15 protein-coding genes and 1 pseudogene are annotated in these 20,020 nt (G+C 33.3%); 12 read left to right on the plus strand and 4 right to left on the minus strand.

Translation table 11 applies throughout. From position 1 onward, the window contains the following. The first annotated feature begins 86 nt into the window (after window positions 1-86). The 8 genes from OPR21_RS05475 (at window position 87) to OPR21_RS05510 (ending at window position 11,108) form a co-directional block, all read left to right on the plus strand. Entirely contained in the window at window positions 87-1,040 is a 954-nt protein-coding gene (locus OPR21_RS05475; RefSeq protein WP_265029637.1) for an NAD-dependent epimerase/dehydratase family protein, read from the plus strand. Further along, window positions 997-3,324 carry a glycosyltransferase gene (locus tag OPR21_RS05480; RefSeq protein ID WP_265029636.1) on the plus strand — a complete coding sequence of 776 codons (2,328 nt, stop codon included), beginning with the start codon at window positions 997-999 and terminating at the stop codon, window positions 3,322-3,324. The genes OPR21_RS05475 and OPR21_RS05480 overlap by 44 nt, the downstream gene beginning before the upstream one ends. Beyond that, window positions 3,285-4,961 carry a WG repeat-containing protein gene (locus tag OPR21_RS05485; protein WP_265029635.1) on the plus strand — a complete coding sequence of 559 codons (1,677 nt, stop codon included), beginning with the start codon at window positions 3,285-3,287 and terminating at the stop codon, window positions 4,959-4,961. The genes OPR21_RS05480 and OPR21_RS05485 overlap by 40 nt, the downstream gene beginning before the upstream one ends. A 4-nt stretch (window positions 4,962-4,965) precedes the next feature. Next, window positions 4,966-5,955: a phytanoyl-CoA dioxygenase family protein gene (locus OPR21_RS05490; protein WP_265029634.1), complete on the plus strand. Its 990-nt coding sequence runs from the start codon at window positions 4,966-4,968 to the stop codon at window positions 5,953-5,955. Continuing rightward, window positions 5,956-7,749 carry an ABC transporter ATP-binding protein gene (locus tag OPR21_RS05495; protein ID WP_265029633.1) on the plus strand — a complete coding sequence of 598 codons (1,794 nt, stop codon included), beginning with the start codon at window positions 5,956-5,958 and terminating at the stop codon, window positions 7,747-7,749. Beyond that, the gene (locus OPR21_RS05500; RefSeq protein ID WP_265030306.1) at window positions 7,733-8,782 is read left to right on the plus strand and encodes a threonine aldolase family protein; all 1,050 of its coding nucleotides are present in this window, start codon (window positions 7,733-7,735) and stop codon (window positions 8,780-8,782) included. Before OPR21_RS05495 ends, OPR21_RS05500 begins: the two co-directional genes overlap by 17 nt. After that, window positions 8,779-9,822, plus strand: coding sequence for a threonine aldolase family protein (locus tag OPR21_RS05505; protein WP_265029632.1), 1,044 nt, complete (start codon window positions 8,779-8,781; stop codon window positions 9,820-9,822). Before OPR21_RS05500 ends, OPR21_RS05505 begins: the two co-directional genes overlap by 4 nt. Before the next feature lie 140 nt (window positions 9,823-9,962). Next, window positions 9,963-11,108: an MFS transporter gene (locus OPR21_RS05510; protein ID WP_010405355.1), complete on the plus strand. Its 1,146-nt coding sequence runs from the start codon at window positions 9,963-9,965 to the stop codon at window positions 11,106-11,108. A gap of 17 nt (window positions 11,109-11,125) precedes the next feature. Here OPR21_RS05510 and OPR21_RS05515 read toward each other — a convergent pair whose 3' ends face one another. From OPR21_RS05515 to wmk (OPR21_RS05530), 4 genes are all read right to left on the minus strand, one after another. Next, entirely contained in the window at window positions 11,126-12,433 is a 1,308-nt protein-coding gene (locus tag OPR21_RS05515; RefSeq protein WP_265029631.1) for a UDP-glucose dehydrogenase family protein, read from the minus strand. 39 nt (window positions 12,434-12,472) lie between these two features. Beyond that, window positions 12,473-13,372, minus strand: coding sequence for a DMT family transporter (locus OPR21_RS05520; RefSeq protein ID WP_250120254.1), 900 nt, complete (start codon window positions 13,370-13,372; stop codon window positions 12,473-12,475). A gap of 527 nt (window positions 13,373-13,899) precedes the next feature. Then, window positions 13,900-14,832, minus strand: a complete 933-nt coding sequence (wmk, locus tag OPR21_RS05525; RefSeq protein ID WP_406829248.1) for a WO male-killing family protein Wmk — start codon at window positions 14,830-14,832, stop codon at window positions 13,900-13,902. A 38-nt stretch (window positions 14,833-14,870) separates the two neighbouring features. Then, the gene (gene wmk, locus OPR21_RS05530) at window positions 14,871-15,785 is read right to left on the minus strand and encodes a WO male-killing family protein Wmk (protein WP_265029629.1); all 915 of its coding nucleotides are present in this window, start codon (window positions 15,783-15,785) and stop codon (window positions 14,871-14,873) included. 180 nt (window positions 15,786-15,965) lie between these two features. Here wmk (OPR21_RS05530) and OPR21_RS05535 point away from each other — a divergent pair, with 180 nt between their 5' ends. The 4 genes and pseudogenes from OPR21_RS05535 to OPR21_RS05550 all read left to right on the plus strand — a co-directional run. Further along, the gene (locus OPR21_RS05535) at window positions 15,966-16,139 is read left to right on the plus strand and encodes a hypothetical protein (protein WP_265029628.1); all 174 of its coding nucleotides are present in this window, start codon (window positions 15,966-15,968) and stop codon (window positions 16,137-16,139) included. Then, a complete protein-coding gene (locus tag OPR21_RS05540) occupies window positions 16,093-18,117 on the plus strand; it encodes a recombinase family protein (RefSeq protein WP_265029627.1) in 2,025 nt (674 codons plus the stop codon). The genes OPR21_RS05535 and OPR21_RS05540 overlap by 47 nt, the downstream gene beginning before the upstream one ends. Continuing rightward, window positions 18,107-19,450: a reverse transcriptase domain-containing protein gene (locus OPR21_RS05545; protein WP_265030305.1), complete on the plus strand. Its 1,344-nt coding sequence runs from the start codon at window positions 18,107-18,109 to the stop codon at window positions 19,448-19,450. Before OPR21_RS05540 ends, OPR21_RS05545 begins: the two co-directional genes overlap by 11 nt. A 95-nt stretch (window positions 19,451-19,545) precedes the next feature. Further along, window positions 19,546-19,902 (plus strand): annotated as a pseudogene (locus tag OPR21_RS05550) (Rpn family recombination-promoting nuclease/putative transposase); the annotation flags it as partial. Between the last annotated feature and the right edge of the window lie 118 nt (window positions 19,903-20,020).

Genomic DNA, 20,020 nt, shown 5'->3' on the forward strand with positions numbered 1-20,020 from the left:
TTATACTGGTTTTATAATACCTTTTGATTCTTACTTGTAAGATAATTGGTACGACAAATTTTCCTAGTTGTAGTGAGAGGGTATACATGGGGATATTAATAACAGGTGCTGCAGGTTTGATAGGGTCGACCTTGGTGAAAAAGTTAGAAAACCAGGGCCATGAAGTAATAAGCTGTGATATTAGGTTTCGCAACAATCCACTCAGTTTTTTTTCAGAAGATATAGTACCACTACTTGCTAAGTGTACAGGAATTATTCATCTGGCTGCAATTTCTCGAGTTATACATGGTGAACTTTATCCTACACTGTGTCAAAAAATTAATGTTGATGGTACAATGCAGTTTTTAGGGTTATGTAAGTCACTTCCAAATAAACCATGGTTTATATATGCAAGTAGTAGGGAAGTCTATGGAGAGCAGAAGGAACTGCCGGTTACAGAATCTGCTAGTATCGATCCAATAAATAATTATGCCAAAGGTAAAGCATTTATTGAGAAGCAAATAACAAGTTTAAAAGATTTTAATGTAGCAATATTACGCTTTTCAAATGTATACGGTGGTTTACTAGATCATAACAGTAGAGTAATTCCCGCACTCTGTATTAATGCATTAAGAGGTGATCCAATTAAAATAGAAGGTAAAGAATGTGTTTTTGATTTTACCTACTTGGATGATGTTATAGAGGGTATATGCTTAACTGTTAAATATTTACAAAGTGAAAAATCTTCTCTTCCTGCTATTCATCTTACTACTAATAGCCCATGTACTTTAGAAAACTTAGCAAAAACAATATTAAAAGTCACGAAAAGTGATTCTAGAATTGATTTTTATCCTCCAAGAAATTTTGACGTAACTAAGTTCCATGGTGATTTTACTAGAGCTAAAGAGCTACTTGGTTGGTCTCCAAAGCATTCATTAGAAGTAGGATTAAGCAATTTTATAAAAAGTCTACAAAACAATATACAAGAGTATCCTAACAATATAGATATGGTAATATATGAAAATATTAAAAGTTATTCATGGTTACCCTCCTTATTATAGCGCTGGTTCAGAGGTTTACAGCCAAACTCTTGCTCATGAACTAGCAAATAACAATGAGGTACAAGTATTTACTAGGTATGAAAATAGCTTTTTACCTGATTTTTATTACACTACAGTCCTAGATCGTAGTGATTCTCGAATCTTACTGCATTTAATTAATATACCCATAGCTAAATATCGTTATAAATTTATCAATGAAGAAGTAGATATAAAATTTAAAAGAGTAATAGATAACTTTCAGCCAGATCTTATACATTTTGGTCATCTTAATCATCTATCAATTACTTTACCAGAAATTGCTTTTAAAGAAAATATACCTACAATTTTTACGCTACATGACTTTTGGTTAATGTGTCCAAGAGGAAGGTTTATTCAACGCAATTCTGAAGATTTGTTACGTCTTTGTGATGGACAAAAGGATCAAAAATGTGCAACCCAATGTTACAAGGGATATTTTACAGGAGATAAAGAATTCCTGAATTTAGACATAAATTATTGGGAACAATGGGTTGCAACTAGAATGAAGCACACAAGGAAAATAATAGACTATATAGATTACTTTATTTCCCCATCAAAATTCTTGATGGATAAATTTACTCAGGATTTTAATGTTCCGATAAACAAAATTTCTTATCTTGATTATGGTTTTGATCTCAATCGTCTTAAGAATAGAAATAGAGCACAAGAAAAAGAGTTTATTTTCGGTTATATTGGTACTCATACTCCCGAAAAAGGTGTTAATCTATTATTGAAAGCTTTTTCTCACTTATCATCTAAAGCAAAACTTAGAATTTGGGGAGCAGCAAGAGAAGAAACTAAAGCTTTAAAAGCGATTGCCGATCAGTTTTCACCTGTTGTTAAAGAAAGAATAGAATGGATGGGAAGTTATGATAATAAGAATATAGTTACTGACGTATTTAATAAAGTCGATGCAATAGTCATTCCTTCAATTTGGGGTGAAAATTCACCGTTAGTAATACATGAAGCACAGCAACTTAGAATACCAGTTATAACAGCCGATTATGGTGGCATGGCAGAATATGTAAGAGATGGACTATTATTTAAGCACAGAGATGCAAGTAGTTTGTCAGAAAAAATGCAAGTCCTATCTACAGATCAGGAGTTATATAATAAACTTACCCAAAAAGGCTATCCTTATACTGAAAATGGAAATATACCTTCTATAGGTGAGCATACTGAGAAACTTAACAAGATTTACCGTAATGCTATTGAAAAGAAAGGCAAATCAGTAGCTGTTAAACCCGGTCCTTGGAGAATTACTTTTGATACTAATCCAGATTACTGCAATTTTGCTTGTATAATGTGCGAATGTTTTTCACCATACAGCAAAGTTAAAGAAGAAAAGAAAGCTAAAGGAATAAAACCTAAGATACTGTCGATAGAAACTATCAGAAAAGTAATTAAGGAAGCAGCTGGCACACCTTTAAGGGAAATCATTCCTTCTACTATGGGTGAGCCTTTAATGTATAAAAGCTTTGATGAAATAATCAATTTGTGCCATGAGTTCGGCCTTAAGCTTAACCTCACAACCAATGGTTCTTTTCCTATTAAAGGAGCTAGAAAATGGGCTGAACTATTGGTACCAATTTTATCTGATGTTAAGATTTCCTGGAATGGGGCAACTAAAGAAACTCATGAAAGAATCATGAAAGGTTCAAAATGGGAAGTAGTGACAGAAAATTTAAAAACTTTCCTTGAAGTTAGAGATAAATACTTTAGCGATACAGGTGAAAGGTGTACCGTTACTTTACAATTAACATTTTTGGAAAGTAATTTACATGAACTCTATGACATAGTTAAGATGGCCATAAAAAACGGCATAGATAGAGTTAAAGGACATCATCTTTGGGCACATTTTGAGGAAATTAAGGATCTATCTATGAGAAGAGATGAGTTAGCAATTAGTAGATGGAATACAGAGGTGAGAAGGTTATATGAGCTTAGAGATAATATGCTATTACCAAATGGTAAAAAGATAAAATTAGAAAATTTTACAATTCTTTCTCAAGAAGGTATTAAGGATTTGGCTCCAGGTGGTCAATGCCCATTTTTAGGTAAAGAAGCATGGATAAACAATGAAGGAAAGTTTAGTCCTTGCTGTGCTCCAGATGAACTCCGTAAGACATTAGGAAATTTTGGTAATGTTAATGAGGTTAAACTCGAGGAAATATGGCAGAGTAGTGAGTACCTAAGCTTACAAAAGAATTATTTAAATTACAAATTATGCAAAACATGCAACATGAGAAAACCTTTGATCAATTAATCAAAGATAATCTTAAATCTATTAAAATTTCACCGTGTGAGAGCTTTCACGAATTACTAGGAAATCCTTTGTATGAAAATAGGTTTATAAAGGCTGGTAAATTTCATGAGCCCGGTCTTGCACCAGTTTATGATCAGACAGGTGCTTATCATATCAATGTAAGAGGAGAAGCAGTTTATCATCATAGATTTCTAAAAACTTTTGGATTCTACTTTAATAGAGCGGCCGTAGAAGATGATACAGGGTGTTACCATATTGATCCATCTGGATGTAGAGTATACAAACAGTCTTATCAATGGATTGGAAATTATCAGGAAGATGCTTGTGTAGTTAGAAGACATGATAAATGTTTTCATATTAATTTAAATGGCAACAGAATTTATCAGGAGGAATATGATTATGTTGGAGATTTTAAGGATGGTATCGCTGTAGTCTACAAGGATAGTAAAGCTACACATATTAATCATCATGGAAAGTTAGTACATAATAAATGGTATAAAAAACTTAATGTTTTTCATAAAGGGTATTCTATTGCAGAAGATCAACATGGTTGGTTTCATATAGATATTAATGGTGATCCTATTTACCAGCAGAGATTTAAAATGGTAGAAGCATTTTATAATGGGATGGCAAAAGTTGAAACTTTTGAAGGTGTGTTAGAACAAATCGATATTACCGGAAATGTAAAGTTTAGTATTTTTGATTTAGGTAAAGAATCTCAAGTGCATAGGATTTCTGCAGAACTTTCAGCCTTTTGGAAAACGTACCTAACAAGCGTTGCTATTGAACTTGATTTGTTAAATATTTTACCTGCAACTATGCCAGTTTTATCTAAAAAGTTAAACATTATCGTACCAAATCTAGAAAGGCTGTTAAGGGCGTTGTGGGAAATAGGGTTTATTGATTACGATAAGGACGAGGACTTATGGAAACTATCATCAAAAGGTAAGTGTTTTAAGGAAATACCATTTTTGCCAAAAGCAGCAACAATGTGGGCAAGAGTTGCCGCTGAAAAGAATTGGTTAAAGATTGCTGATATACTAAAACAGGAGTCAATCTCTTCATTTGAATCTTTTAAGGAAAGAGAAGCATCAGAAGATAAGAAAATAGCGTTTTACCAAGCATTGCTAGGATATTCTAGATTTGATACTAAAGAGTTTAATTCTAGGATTAATATAGATGGTGCTAAGAATATATTGCTATTTGGTGTACACTCTTTATTTCTTGCTTATTCTGATATACACAATAAAGGTTCTATAGGCCTATATAACGAACATAAAGTACCAAGACAGTTAGTAGAAAATTTAAAAGTCAAACTTATAACTCAGGAAGAACTATCAGTTACAAATTATGAATTAGGTGTCTTTTGCCGCTTTCTACAGCACTATGATGATGATAAAGTATTGTCTTATTTAAAATTGGTCAAAGGAATATCTCGTATTTTATTGATAGAAACTATTTTAGATTATCGCTCTCCAACTGGAGGCTCTGTAGATATTAATGTCATGGTTGAAACAGGAGGTAAACTAAGAACATTAAACGATTGGGAAAAAATACTCAAACAAGTAAAAGGATTCAAAATTTTTGCTGTTTTACCTTTAACAGATTACTTATCAGTTATTGATGTCAGGTGTTAATCACATGGAAACATTACAAAAAAATGGTTTTTTTATTATCAAAAATCTGGTTCCTTTAGAGCTAATAACTCAGTCTTTAAGTGATATAACAAATAAGATATCAAAGCTATCCCAAGAACTAAGTGTTTCAACTTCTGACTACTTAAACTGTACCGGCAGATGGGGCACGTCATCTCGAGTAACTAGAATTATCTCTCAAGCATTAGATAAAATTATTAAAAATTACCTTGAAAAGTCACTTCAGTGTCAGATACTGCAGAAAAAATCAAATGTTATATGTAAAACTGCTGATTTAATAGATGCAGTTCCCTTCCATCAAGACATCTCCTATAGTTTCAATGATCCTTACCACTTTTCTGTTTGGTTAGCTTTGAATAATGTAAGTGAAACTTCAGGTGCACTGCAAATTATAGAAAACAGTCATAAATGGGAAATACAGCCTTTAGTTGATTTTTGGTACCCATATTTTTTTGATCAGTACTCAAGTAATCGGGAAAATTACAAAATTAAGTCACTACCTATTTCAGCAGGAGATGCGATAGTTTTTGATTCACGGTTATGGCATGGTAGTGATAAGAATACAGATGCTAAAGATAGATTTGCTTATGTAACAAGGTGGATTGTAAAAGATCAAGACCTTCCCTATGTGCCAAAACCTCAGCCTTCAGTTTTTGGTATACTCAATTGTGGTGAGTTAACAGAATCTATACTGAGAGAATGCTTGTCATTATTTTGCTACCAGGAAAGTATAAAAGTAAAAAACATGGAAGAACTTATCAAGAGCTGGTTAGCCTTTATTACAGACACAACTACAAATATTTCTGAGATCGACACTACTGAGGCTAAGCGAGATTTATATAAGCTACTTATTCTGAATCGAGCATCAGCACTACATGATGCTGGAGACATCTCAGGAAAAATATACAAAAATTTATGGTTTTCACTACTTGTATTTCTCAATAAAAAAGTCAACGTAGTGGAGCTAGCATTGTAAATGAACAGAAGTAGAGTTGATAGCTTCAAATGTGTATTGATGTTCATCTTGAATATAGTATCTAAATTCAAGCTTAATGTACTTATAATGTCTTTAGTTGCTCTGGTGGTAGCTGTTGATTTGTCTTTTAGAAAGTATTTAGTAAAAAATATTCTAGATACAGCTGTAAAATATCAGGAAGGTAATGTAATTGAAAATCTTTTATTACCTGTAAGCGCTTATCTTGGTATGGCATTACTTATCACTACTGCTTTTAGATTCTATGGCTATTTTGTTGACATTCAAATGTTTACCTTAATGCGTCAAAAGATAGCTGATATGTCTTTTTGTAGGCTACTCCAACAAGACCATTCCTATTATCAGAACAATTTATCCGGAAGTTTAGTACATAAGGCCAGTAACTTAATGGATAGTGTGATAGAGTTAATAAGATTGCTTATAGATTGTTTTTTCGGTTACAGCATAGCATTAGTCTTAGCTATTTATACCTTATCATTAGTAAACATAAAATTTGCAATCGCCACATTCACTTGGGTAAGCATTTTTATTTTAGTATCGATTTTCAGCTTTTGTGTACTTACTGAACTAGCTGATAATTACTCTAAACAAAATTCACAAGTAATAGCTAGTATAGCAGATAGTATTTTAAATGTTATATCAGTAAGGCTATTTTCTCAGCAAGCACATGAGAGACACAAATTTTTTCAAATATGCAAGAAAAGAACTATTGCAGAGAGAAAATTACAATGGGCATACTTTTGTCTTTGGTTTATATATGGCTATTCATTTGATATACTCCAAGCAGTAAACTTGTACTTTTTAATTTATGACTATCAATTGAACAAAATTGCAATAGGAGATATTGCTCTTGTACTTGGAATTAATATATCGATTATAGAGTTTCTTAACCATCTAACTAGGAATCTTACCCAATTTTCTACTCATTTCGGCAAAGTTTCAGATGCATTGCCAATCTTGACTACCGTACCAGAAATTCAAGATAAGGAAAATGCTAAAGAATTAAATTTATTAAGTGGAAGAATAACGTTTAACAATGTTTCTTTTTCTTATGAAGGTCAGGAGCCATTATTTCAAGATTTCTCAGTTACCATTAATCCTTGCGAAAAGGTAGGTCTAGTTGGTTATTCTGGAGGTGGTAAATCTACTTTTATAAACTTAATTCTAAGGCTATTTGATGTTAAAAAAGGTAATATACAGATTGATAATCAAATAGTATCAGAAGTTACACAGAGTTCTTTGAGGCAACAAATATCTGTAATACCTCAAGACCCATTGTTATTTCATGATACTATTTTAGCAAACATCATATATGGTAAACTTCAATCTACTATCGAAGAAATAATGAGAGCTGCAAAGCTGGCTGGTATTCACAATTTCATTATGACTCTGCCAGATCAATATGGAACTACAGTCGGAGAAAAAGGCATCAAGCTATCTGGAGGAGAAAGACAAAGAATAATAATAGCAAGGGCATTTTTAAAAAACGCTCCAATATTATTTCTCGATGAACCAACTAGTCAGTTAGATTCTATAACAGAAAAAACAATTCAAATGAGTTTATTCAAATTGATGAAAAATAAAACTACGATTACTATAGCACACCGTATTTCTACACTTTTACACATGGACCGAATTATAGTATTTAACAAAGGAAAAATTGTCCAAGATGGTAAACACGCTGAACTAGTTTCTAAACACGGTCTTTATAAAGAACTTTGGAATGCTCAAATTGGTTGTTTGAATGGCAAAAAAGAAGATGGAAAAAATTATTGATCTGAGAAGCGACACTACAACTCTGCAGAGCTCCAAGGTTATACATGCAATAAGTAATGCAACTGTTGGAGATTTTGCTTATGGTGAAGACAAAAGTTGTAATGACTTATCAGAATATTGCAAACAATTATTCAAAGTAGAAGAAGCATTATTTGTAACCAGCGGTATGCTTGCAAATAGATTAGCCATTGCCAGTCAAACAAGTCCTGGTGATGAACTAATAACTCATTATAATTATCACGTTAATTTTTTCGATAGCGCAGGCAATGCAAAAGTAAATAATATCGTATTTAATTGTATTAGAAATAATAGCGGAATCTTAGATGTTGATGAAGTAGAATATGCTATTAATTCTAAGCCGAGGTATAAAATTTTTGCTCAGGTGAGTCTTGTTTCTATAGAAAATAGTATAAATGGGTTTAATGGTAAAATTTATCCTTTTGAAAAACAAGTCGAGTTATATCACTTTTTAAAAGCTCACAATGTAAATCTTCATTTAGACGGTGCAAGAATATTTAATGCTCATATCGAAACAAATATTGCTTTAGCAGATTATGCTAAATATGTGGATACAATGAGCTTTTCTTTTACTAAAGGACTTGGCGCTCCTTTTGGTTCAATGCTTATGGGTAAAAGAGAGATAATTGAAAGGGCTAAAAAGCTACAGGTTTGGCTAGGTAGTGGTTATCATCAGATAGGGTATTGTGCTAATGCAGCAAAATACGTACTACAGAATAATATCTCTAGGCTTAAAGAAGATAATAAGCTCGCTAAATTACTTGCAGATAAGATTAAAGAAATTCCACACATAAAACTGGTACTACCTTATCCAGAAACTAATATAGTAAGCTTTAGTATAAAAGCACTAAATGTAACTAATGAGGTTTTCTTGAGTAAGTGCCAAGCTTATGGTTTATTGCTTTTTCCTTGGCTCGAGTCTCATATAAGAGCAGTTACCCATCTTGGCACAAAGGAAACAGACATCATGAAAGCTGCTGAAATTATAAAGGAGGTTGTGTTAAATTTAATATGAGAATAAAAATAGATTTCTTTAGCGATTCAAACACTGACCCTTCAGCTAAAATGAGGGAAGCGATGGCTAAAGCAAAAGTTGGAAACGAAGCTGCATGTGAAGATCCAACTGTGAACGAATTAGTGGCAACCGCATGTAAAATATTAGGTAAACCTGCAGGAATCTTTTTGATTTCAGGAACAATGTCCAATGTAATTGCTTATAAAGTACACATTCAAAGACCTGGTGATTACTTGCTGCTTGATGAAACTTCACATCCGCTCATAGTACAATCTGGCTTGATCGCAGCCCAGGCACATGCCACTCCTTTGCCCATCAAAGGTACGAGAGGAATATTTACTGGAGAACAAATTGTTGAGTTTATTACTCGTCCTAGTTTAAGAAATATTCCGAGAGTTGGGCTTGTTTCTATCGAACAAACGACAAATTTTGGTGGTGGAGCTGTGTGGCCTTTAGAATATATTCAAGAGATCTCAAGTCTCTGCAAAGAGAATGACGTATTCACTCATTTAGATGGAGCAAGACTGTTCAACGCTTGTGCTTATACTAAAATATCTCCAAAGGAGTATGCAAGTTATTTTGATTCGGTATTCATTGATTTTAGTAAAGGATTAGGTGCTCCAATGGGCGCAATATTGCTTGGAAGTGAAGATTTTATTGAAAAAGCTTGGTACTATAAGTTTCAAATTGGCGGAGGTATGCACCAAGCTGGCATTATTTCAGCTGCATGTTTATATGCTCTACGTAATAATGTAAATTCTTTAGAAGAAGATCATAAAAAAATGCAGCACCTTATAGAAGGCCTAGACTCCATAGATCAAGTTATAGTTGATATCGACCTGTATAAAACTAATATAGCGTATTTTTCATTACGTACTAATTGTATATCTACTCAAGAATTAATAAACGTACTAATGACAAATTATGGAATTAGAATGGCTAACATCAAAGGTAAAATCAGAGCTATAACACATAGAGATATAAGCTATGAAGATATTAATACTACTGTATCTGCTATAAGAAAGATACTAAGTAAGTAATTTTCTGCACTAATTGTTTGCAAACTTCTTGTCAAACAATATTATACCAATATAGTATTATGCTAGCATCTGCATAGAGCTATTTGGGAATAGGTGTGAACTTTGTCTTCTTTCAATATTTACTATTCTTCTGTGGATATATGCTGCTTTATTTATCAAGACAAAGTATACCAATTGCTCTACCACTGTTAATAGATACTGACCATGTAAAATTAAGCTATTTTTTTGCCTGCTTTTCTTTTTTTTATGGAGTATCAAAATTTGTTAATGGAATAATAATGGACTCCAAAAATAATCCATTATTTATGTTTGGGCTATGCAATATTGCAACTGGATTATTAACCATTGGTATAACTTTATCATATAATAATCTAACTTTATTACTGTTAACATTAATATTATTAGCTTGGACACAAGGGTTAGGTTGGCCAGCTATTACCAAGTTTATGGTTACAAACTCTAGCATCTCTTCAATTGCATCATCATGGGGAGTTATGAGCGCATCTCAGCAACTTGGTTCTTGTATTACTTTAATTGTATTACCAAGTATAATTAAAATATATGATGCAAAAAGTGCATTTTTGTACTCTGGTTTCTTATGCTTACTTTTTGGAATTTATATAATATTAAAGGCATATTACAAAGAAAGTGCCAACTTTACTACCTATTATAAGGTGCAGAAATCTCAAATAGGTATCAAGGTAACAAGTTCCATATGGTTTCTATGTTGTGCTACTTTTTGTGCTTATATTATAAAAATGGGAATCTTCTTTTGGTTTCCTATAATTTTAAAGAATAAATTACAAATTTCTCTTGTACAATCCTCACTAATAACAGGCGTATATGATTTAGGTGGAATCCTTGGAACTTTAATCACAGGAAGAATTAGTGATATGTACTTCTTTCAAAATAGAAGCTTGCTGGCATCACTTTATATGTTGGGTATAGCACTCACTTTTATTGCAATGAACTTTGGTCAAAACATAATTCTTATGAACCTTGGTGCAATCTTATCAGGATTCTTTATATTTGGAGTGCAAGTACTGACAGGTGTTATAGCTGTAGAAATTGCTCCACAAAATAATGTATGTGCAATTGTAAGCTTAACAGGATTATTTGGGTATATTGCAAGTTCAATATTTTCATGCGTGCTCTTAGGAGTACTTGTTAAGCACTGTGGTAACAGTATTATGTTTTCATTTTTTTCCATTTGCTCTGTTGTTGCACTCGTTTGCTTTTCCATACTATCAAGCAAAGATCTAAAAAAACTAAGTAAAGCGGTGTAAAAAAAATTTCTCAACAGTTAAACTTTGTAGATAGATTTTTTACCCAAGGAATAAACATGGTAACCATATCTTAGTAATAGCTCGCTATCTAATAAATTACGGAAATCAAAAACATTAGGTGCAGCCATAATACTCTTTAAACTTGCAAAATCTTGATTTTTAAATTCTTTCCACTCCGTTAATAATAATAAGGCTTCCGCGTCCCTTGCAGCCCCTATAGCATTGTCCGCGTATTCTATATCCTTTAGAACTTGCCTAGCATTATCCATCCCCATTGGGTCATATGCAGTAATTTTAGCCTTGTTATTCACTAACAATTGTGCAATATCTATAGCTGGGCTATTTCTTACATCATCAGTACCAGACTTAAAAGTTAGCCCCCATATTGCTATTTTTTTATTTTGGACTCCATTTAATACATATTCTACCTTTTTAGCAATGTTTGTTATATGATTATAGTTAGATTCCTTAACTGAATTTAAAATTTGTAGCTTAACATTGTGGTCTTCAGCAAGCCTTATTAAAGCTGACAAATCTTTAGGAAAACATGATCCTCCAAATCCTGGACCAGCTTTGAGAAATTCCTTACCTATTCTATGGTCCATTCCCATACTGTTAGCTAAAAGGTCAATGTCTGCTCCTAATAGCTCACATAAACCTGCCATCTCATTGATAAAAGCAACCTTTGTTGCTAGAAAGGCATTAGAAGCATATTTAATCATTTCAGCAGTAACTGTATCAGTGACTATTAACGGAATATTCTTATCTATAAATGATCTATATATAACTTCTAGTTTTGCCCTAGCTAGCTTAGTTTTTACTCCTATTATTATCCTATCTGGGTATAAAAAATCTGATACTGCAGAGCCTTGCTTGAGAAACTCTGGATTAACTCCTAAATCAAAGTTATAGCCCTTATTAGATAAATAATTATGTATATTTTCTGCAGTACCAGGAGGAACAGTTGACTTTATCACTATTAAGCAATCTTGATTAACTCTCTCAGAAACTTCACTTACTGCATTATATACATTCTTTAAATTTGCATTTCCTAGGGAGTCTGATGGAGTATCTACAGTTACAAATACTACTTCTGTATTGGGATTTATTTGAGAATACGAATCAAAAAATCTTATCCTTTGTGACTTTATATTATTCTCTAAATAATCTGCTAATTCAGGTTCATATAAGGGAATTTTCCCTGATTTCAAAAGTTCAATCTTCTCAGTATTTATGTCAATGCAATCAACTTTATGGCCCTGCTCCGATAACATTGTACCAGATACTAAGCCTACATACCCTACTCCTATAATAGTTATGTGCATTACCTTAAAAATATAGCTTAGCATCTAAAATAAATACCATTAACAATTATAAACTTTTGTTGTTACATTATTTTTCTTAATTGCCTTACCTTCCGAATAAGCTATGAACAAGGTTGATGGTATTAATATCAAAGTACCATATAAAGCACTTTTATCAGGTAATTCATTAAATATAACGTATGCTACTATTGCAGAAATTATTAGCTCTATGTATCTATACGGTGCAAGTGCAGTGGCATCAGTAAGAGCAAAAGCTTTTAACATGAAGAACAGAATTAGGTTTGAACTTATTCCTAAAATCAGCAGTAATACTAACTCCAACAAGGAAGGCATATGCCAATAAAATAACAAAGATGGAGTGGAAAAAATTGTTGTTGTTAGAGCTGAGTAAAATAATATACTTATTATTGTCTCCTTCATTACAAGCTTCTTATTAAGTACATCTAGTATAGCGAAGATTAATGCGGATACAATAAAAATAAGAATTTTAGGATTAAAATCCTCACTATAAGCTTTAGTAGTAATAGCAATACCAATAAAACCAATGACAGCTACTACCCATCTTTGCCAAATTATATTTTCTTCCAGAAAAGGAATTGCAAGAAGCATAACAAATAATGGTATTGAGAAACCTATAATTGTTGCAGTTACTATTGGGCAAATAGTCAACCCATAGGTCCATAAGGTCATTCCACAAAACAACAATGCACCTCTAGTTATTTGAATAGATATTCGACTTGTTTTACAAACTCCTATTCCATAGTAAAATATAAAAGGTATAAGAGTAATAGTGCTAAATAAAAAACGGAAAAAGATTATCTCAAAACTTTGAAGGTGTAAACCGAGACACTTTGATATAGTATCATTAACTACACTACTAAGTAAACTGAGTATAAACCAGGTAACTCCAAGCAAATAAGCTCTTAGTCTGTGATCCATAAAACTCCAAATTTAATATTTTATGAGATAACTTTACTGTACAAAAGATCAATAATAGAAAAGGTTTCTTCTATCTACTGTTTAACCATATTCATAAATATTTAGTAGAAATAATTTGAGAAGTGTTATATAAAATGCAGCTTTATTGCATAATTTTAATAAACAGAAATGCTAACTGATTTTTTTGTAATATATGATAATATTTGCGAATACCATAACATTATATGGATAATACCATAACTAAAAGTACTTGCAGCAAGAAGACAGGAAAAGTAATCGGGAGTACTGACGACTGTGGCAATTTTACCAACTAGCTTCTCTGCTAGCATTAGCAATATGTGTTTTCAGCATCAATTTTAAAAGCATTAAATTTGAAGTTTATCAAACAACACAAATTAGCAGCAAAACTTTACGAAAATGCTTCAGTTGAGTCAGCTAAACAAATTTTCAGAATAGATGTATTAAATACGTAACCATCTTTACTTATATCTTAATATACTGTTTCTCAGTACCGTCTTTAACACAATTCAATTTTCACAATCACCCAACTCATCAGCAGTTAGGTCACTTGCTCGCACAATAATATCAATTGCAACACCTGCCTTTGCTAGATTTTTCGCAACCCTGATTTTCTCTGCTTTTTTAACTTTTTCCTTGCCGCTTTTCATATCTTCAGATAGAGATTTGACTAACGCATCTAATGATTCTTGTTCTCTGTACTCGTCTATTAAACTCAATAGCCTATTTTCTTCTTTACTTTCTCTCGTTTCAGGTAGCAAAACTTTAATATTCACTGATAATGCTCTTGCTATTTCATATAATTTATCAAATGAGATGGCAGTACATCCTTTTTCATATTCGTGTATTTCCTTGAGCGTTAAATCAACTTTATTCGCCAAATCTTTTTGAGTATATCTCCTTATCAACCTCCATTCTCTTATTCTTTGCCCTACTCTGTAGTATATAGAATCAGTGCAGACTTCTTTTCTTGTATTATTATATTCGTAAATAGATAAGCCGGTTGCTTGGGAAATAATATCAGTAGAAACTCCTTCTTTAACTAGATTTTTTGCTACCTCTAATCTTGCCTCCTCTTGATTGACTTTCTCGCTAATATGAACAAACCTGACTAATGAAGGTACTATTTTGCCTAACTTTTGATTCTCGTATATTTTTGTTAGATAGAGTATTTCTTCGTCTTCATCTTTATACTCTCTTACTACTACTGATTCAGGTAGCAGATCTGTAACAGTAGCTGATAATGCTTTTGCTATTACATATAGTACTTCAATTGGAATAGCGCTATAGCCATTCTCATAGCTGTTCACTTCTTGGTATGTTAAACCTATTTGACCTGCTAATCCTATTTGAGTATGACCTCGCATTAACCTACAATTTTCTATTTTTTGTCCTATTCCATAACTAACATTGCTTGCAGAAACAAACACATATACCTCCATTTAAGAAAAAAACTCTATTACTATAATTTTTTCACGAGCTATCCATCTAAAACCATATCAATAGATAAACCTACTGCTTGCAAAATAATATCAATAGAAATTCCCCCCTTTACTAGATCCTTTGCAACTTTGATCCTTTCCGCTTTTCTCACTTTTTCTTCACAAATCCTTATACCTTCAAACAGAGACTCTCTTAATGCATTACGTAGTTCTTGGCTCTCAATTTCTTTGTATTCTTTAATCAAATCAGGTAGCTCATTTTTCACTTTACTCCCTTCCTCTATTAGTAGATCCGTAATATTAATCGATAATGCTTCTGCCATTTCATATAATTTATCAAGTGGAACAGCAGTCCTTCCTTGTTCATAGTTGCTTATTTCGTGACGGGTTGTACTCATTTTCTCTGCTAAATCCTTTTGAGTATATTCCCGCACTAGTCTCCATTCTTTTATCTTTTTTCCTATTTGGCAGTATATAGAACCAACTTTTTCTTCAACACATTCATCAGCAGAGAGGCCAATTGCTTGTGAAACAATATCAATAGAAATTCCTGCTTTAACCAAACCCTTTGCGATTTTTATTTTTTCCGATTTTCTACTACTTTTCTCACTAACTTGAACAAATTTGGTTAATAAACAAAACACCCTACGTAACTCCTGATCATTAATTGTTTTATATTTTCTTACTAAATTTAATATTTCTTCTCCCTCATCTTCAAGACAGCTTTTTGATACAGGAATAAGATCCGTAATACTGATTGATAGTGCCTCAGCTATAGCATACAGCCTTTCAATTGGAATTCTACGGTTCCCTTTCTCATATTGCAGTATCACCCAATGCTTTACACCAACTTTCTCCGCTAAATCCTTCTGAGTATAACCTCGCTCTAACCTCCAATTTTTTACTTTTTGCCCTACTTCATACTCTAGACTTCTTTCCACGAAAAGAACCATACATATAATATTTTCTACTATAGCTCAATTTTGTTAAGGCTCCAGATATAATGGTAAAAAAAACCTCTGGAACCTTAAAGTTGCCTGTAGACGCATTAAAGTTCCCGAAAGGTTTCTTTACTACCTCCACATACCCTATTTACCCATGAAGACAATACTTCATCATTGCTAACCTCTTTTATGTTGTACGAGTATTTAATAGCAGAACAACAATCGATAAAAACGGAGGATATCAGTAATGACAGCACACAAGATTCAGAATCATCATGTATCAAAACCAGCCTATGTTTATCTGAGACAATCGACAATGGGACAGGTAAGATTAAATCAGGAGAGTACCGAGAGGCAATATAAACTGCAAGACAAAGCTCAACAATTGGGGTGGTCACAGGAAGCAATCAAAATTTTAGACGGTGATTTAGGAATGTCGGGGACCCAAGCTAATAACAGAGAAGACTTTAAAATGCTAGTTGCAGATGTGTCAATGGGAAAAGTAGGGGGAGTATTTGTACTAGAAGCATCACGATTATCTAGATCTTGTAGCGATTGGCACAGATTGCTGGAATTATGCGCTTTAACCGATACACTAATTATCGATGAAGATGGTTGTTATAGTCCTAATGATTTCAACGACCAATTGCTGCTAGGGTTAAAAGGAACGATGTCACAAGCAGAGTTGCACTTTATCCGTGCTAGACTTTTGGGAGGTAAGATAAATAAGGCTAGGAAAGGAGAGCTTCGGTTTCCTCTACCAGTAGGATTTTGTTATGATGATGAAGGCAATACTAGATTTGACGATAACGAGCAAGTAAGGAGTGTAGTTCAATTATTATTTAGGGTATTTAGAGAAAAGGGCAGTGCTTATGGAGTGGTTCACCATTTTGGCCAAAACAAAATACAATTTCCAAAACGAGCATATGGTGGTATTTGGAAAGGGAAGCTGATATGGGGAGCATTAACACATTCTAGAGTATGTGCAGTATTAAAAAACCCTTGTTATGCTGGAGTTTATGTTTATGGCCGTTATAGATATCAGAAAAAATTATCGAGTACTGGACAGGTCCAAACAACAGTAGTTCGCCTACCAATGGAAGCCTGGCATACAATGATAAAAGACCATCACGAAGGTTACATAACATGGGAAGAATATATAGCAAACAAAAAGATTTTAGCAAATAATCAAACCAGTAGAGAAGAGAACATGCTACCTACAGCAGTACGAGAAGGATTGGGATTATTGCAGGGGTTATTGATTTGTGGTTGTTGTGGCCGCCGCCTTAGTATAAGGTATAAAGGAAAAAATGGTATTCTTACTGTCTATGAATGTAATTGGAAAAAGAAGTGGGGAGCAGATAGTAAAAGCTGTTTTTCTGTTCATGGAAATCCTTTGGATAAAGCTATTGCAAAAAGAGTATTAGAAGTCATGGAACCTGCGCAAATTGAGATTGCCGTAAAAGCATTTGAAGAACTGGAACAACGAGGTAACATGCTTGACAAGCAATGGCAAATGCAAATAAAAAGAGCAGATTATGAAGTACAATTGGCACAGAGACGTTATGAAGAAGTAGATCCATCGAATCGCCTAGTAGCTGCAACTTTGGAGAGGCGTTGGAACGAAGCTCTAATAGCATTAGAAGAAGCACAGAATCAATATGATGAATATAAGAAAAAGGACGTACTTGTAGCTACAAAACAACAAAAAGAGCAAGTGTTGGCACTAGCTCAAGACTTACCACGCTTATGGAATGCAGAGTCAACGAGTGCAAGAGATCGAAAGCGTATTTTACGACTTCTAATCAAAGATATCACTGTTGAAAAACTACGTAATGAACAAAAAGCAGTGCTACATATACGTTGGCAAACAAATGCTACAGAGGACTTAGAAGTACAATTACCAAAGAAACCTTATGACAGATGGCGGCATTCAGAGGATATAGTTAATCGGATAAGACAGCTATCAACAACAATGACTGATGTGCAAATTATTAATCTATTAAACCAAGAGGGACTTACAACAAATAAAGGCAATCCATTTACTGTAAAAAGTATAAAATGGATTCGATTTAAACATAAGATTCCAGCACTATGTAATCAAAAATCTGAAGAAGAGTTATCAGTGAAGCAAGTTGCAGAAAAATTCAATGTTAGTCATTACGTAGTACGTTATTGGATTGAACATAAGTTTATTAATGTACGGCGTATTGGTCCACAATTCTGGATATCTATCAGTCCAGAACAAGAACTAGAGTTAAAAAAGCGTGTTGAGAACTCTTCTAAAATAGCAATTGCAAGATTAAAATCACAAAAACAAATTGAAGGAGGTGTATTATGAAGTCATTGTGCCCACTATATCGTGTCGAGCAAAACAAACACTTGTAAAAATGGCTTTAGAACCAGAATGGGAGGCAAAACTTGAGCCAAACACTTATGGTTTTAGACCTGGTAGATCATGTCATGATGCAATTGAAGCCATATTTGATGTGCTAAAACAGAAAACAGCATATGTATTAGATGCTGATATTTCTGGATGCTTTGACAATATTAACCATAATAAATTGCTTGAAAAGCTCAATACCACACCAACATTAAAGAAAATCATAAAAGGATGGTTAGGAGCTGGTGTTATGGAAGATGGAAAGCTTCAATCCACAAAACGTGGTACAATTCAAGGAGGGACGATCTCACCGTTGCTAGCTTGTGTTGCATTACACGGATTAGAGCAACATGTCAAAAAAGCATTAACAAACGAACTCTTTCAATGCATGAAAAGAAAATATGGTAGGATATCGCATAGAAACGCGCAAAAGTCTATTAGTGTAATTTTCTACTGTGATGATTTTGTCATCATACATGAAAACGAAGAGATTATTCTTAAAGCAAAAATTTTAGTTGAAGAATGGTTAGAAACCATTGGACTAAAATTAAAGCCCTCTAAAACAAGAGTTTCTCATACATTAAGAACCATTGACGAAACAAAACCAGGATTTGATTTTCTTGGATTTTCAATAAGACAATATCCAATAAAAGAAAGTAAGAAAGGTTACAAGTTATTAATCAAACCAAGTCGTAATTCTATAAAACAGCATACACTAGCTATTAAACATAAACTCAGAGAAATGCGTGGAGCACCACAAGAACGGGTGATAAAGGATCTCAATCCAATAAACAGAGGATGGAGTCAATATTACTCCTCGGTAGTTTCATGTAAAATCTTTAGCTCATTGGATAATATTATGCATAGAAAACTCTGGAAGTGGGCAGTTTTTAGGCACCCAAACAAAGGGAGATGCTGGATAAAAAGAAAGTACTTTAAGAAGTATAATAACGAAAACTGGCGCTTTATGACAAGTAACAAGGTACGTCTTACTATACACAGCGATCATGTTATTAAACGACATATCAAAGTGCAAAAAACCAGATCCCCATATGATGGTGATTGGGTATATTGGGGTAAACGTCTGAGAAAAATACCAGATAAGCCACTAGGAGTAATAAAATTATTGAGGTTGCAACAAAGTAAATGCGATAATTGTAGACTATGGTTTAAAAGTGATGATACAATAGAAATACATCACAAAGACCGGAATAGACGAAACAATATGATCACAAACTTATCTTTGTTACATGGACATTGTCACGATGAATTACACAGGAGGTGTGCATGAAAAGCACCAAATTAGAGAGAAGCCGTATGAGGCGCAAAGTCTCACGTACGGTTTTGCAGTCGAGTGAGGAAGGGCGACCTTCTTCACTTAGACAACAATATGCAGAAGAAACTACGGATGAAGATTTAAGAAAAATAGCAGAAAAGTCACCGATAATAAAGTTAGCGTATGACGAGTTAGATAAATTTCATTGGAATGAGAAAGATCTTGTAGCTTATGAAGAAAGAGTAATGGATTTACAGAAAGAAGCTGCTATCTTGGAACAAAAACTCGATGATGCCACTCAAAAAGGTAGACAAGAAGGCATCCAAATCGGCCATGAAAAAGGTAAAATTGAAGGTAAAATTGAAGTTGCCAAAAACTCACTCAAGGCCGGTGTATCTATTGATGTTATCGCTGAAATTACCGGTCTCTCTCATTCTGAAATTTCACAACTCAAAGAAAAAACATAATATCCCTACTTATTCACTTCAACATTTATGAAAACCTTCTCTAAGTTAGACATATCCCCTCATTAAGAATCTAGTGAACTGTCTAAAACAGCTATGAAGATTGTACATAGAATTATAT

It is taken from the genome of Wolbachia endosymbiont (group A) of Philonthus cognatus, from assembly GCF_947251755.1.
GTDB lineage: Bacteria > Pseudomonadota > Alphaproteobacteria > Rickettsiales > Anaplasmataceae > Wolbachia > Wolbachia pipientis.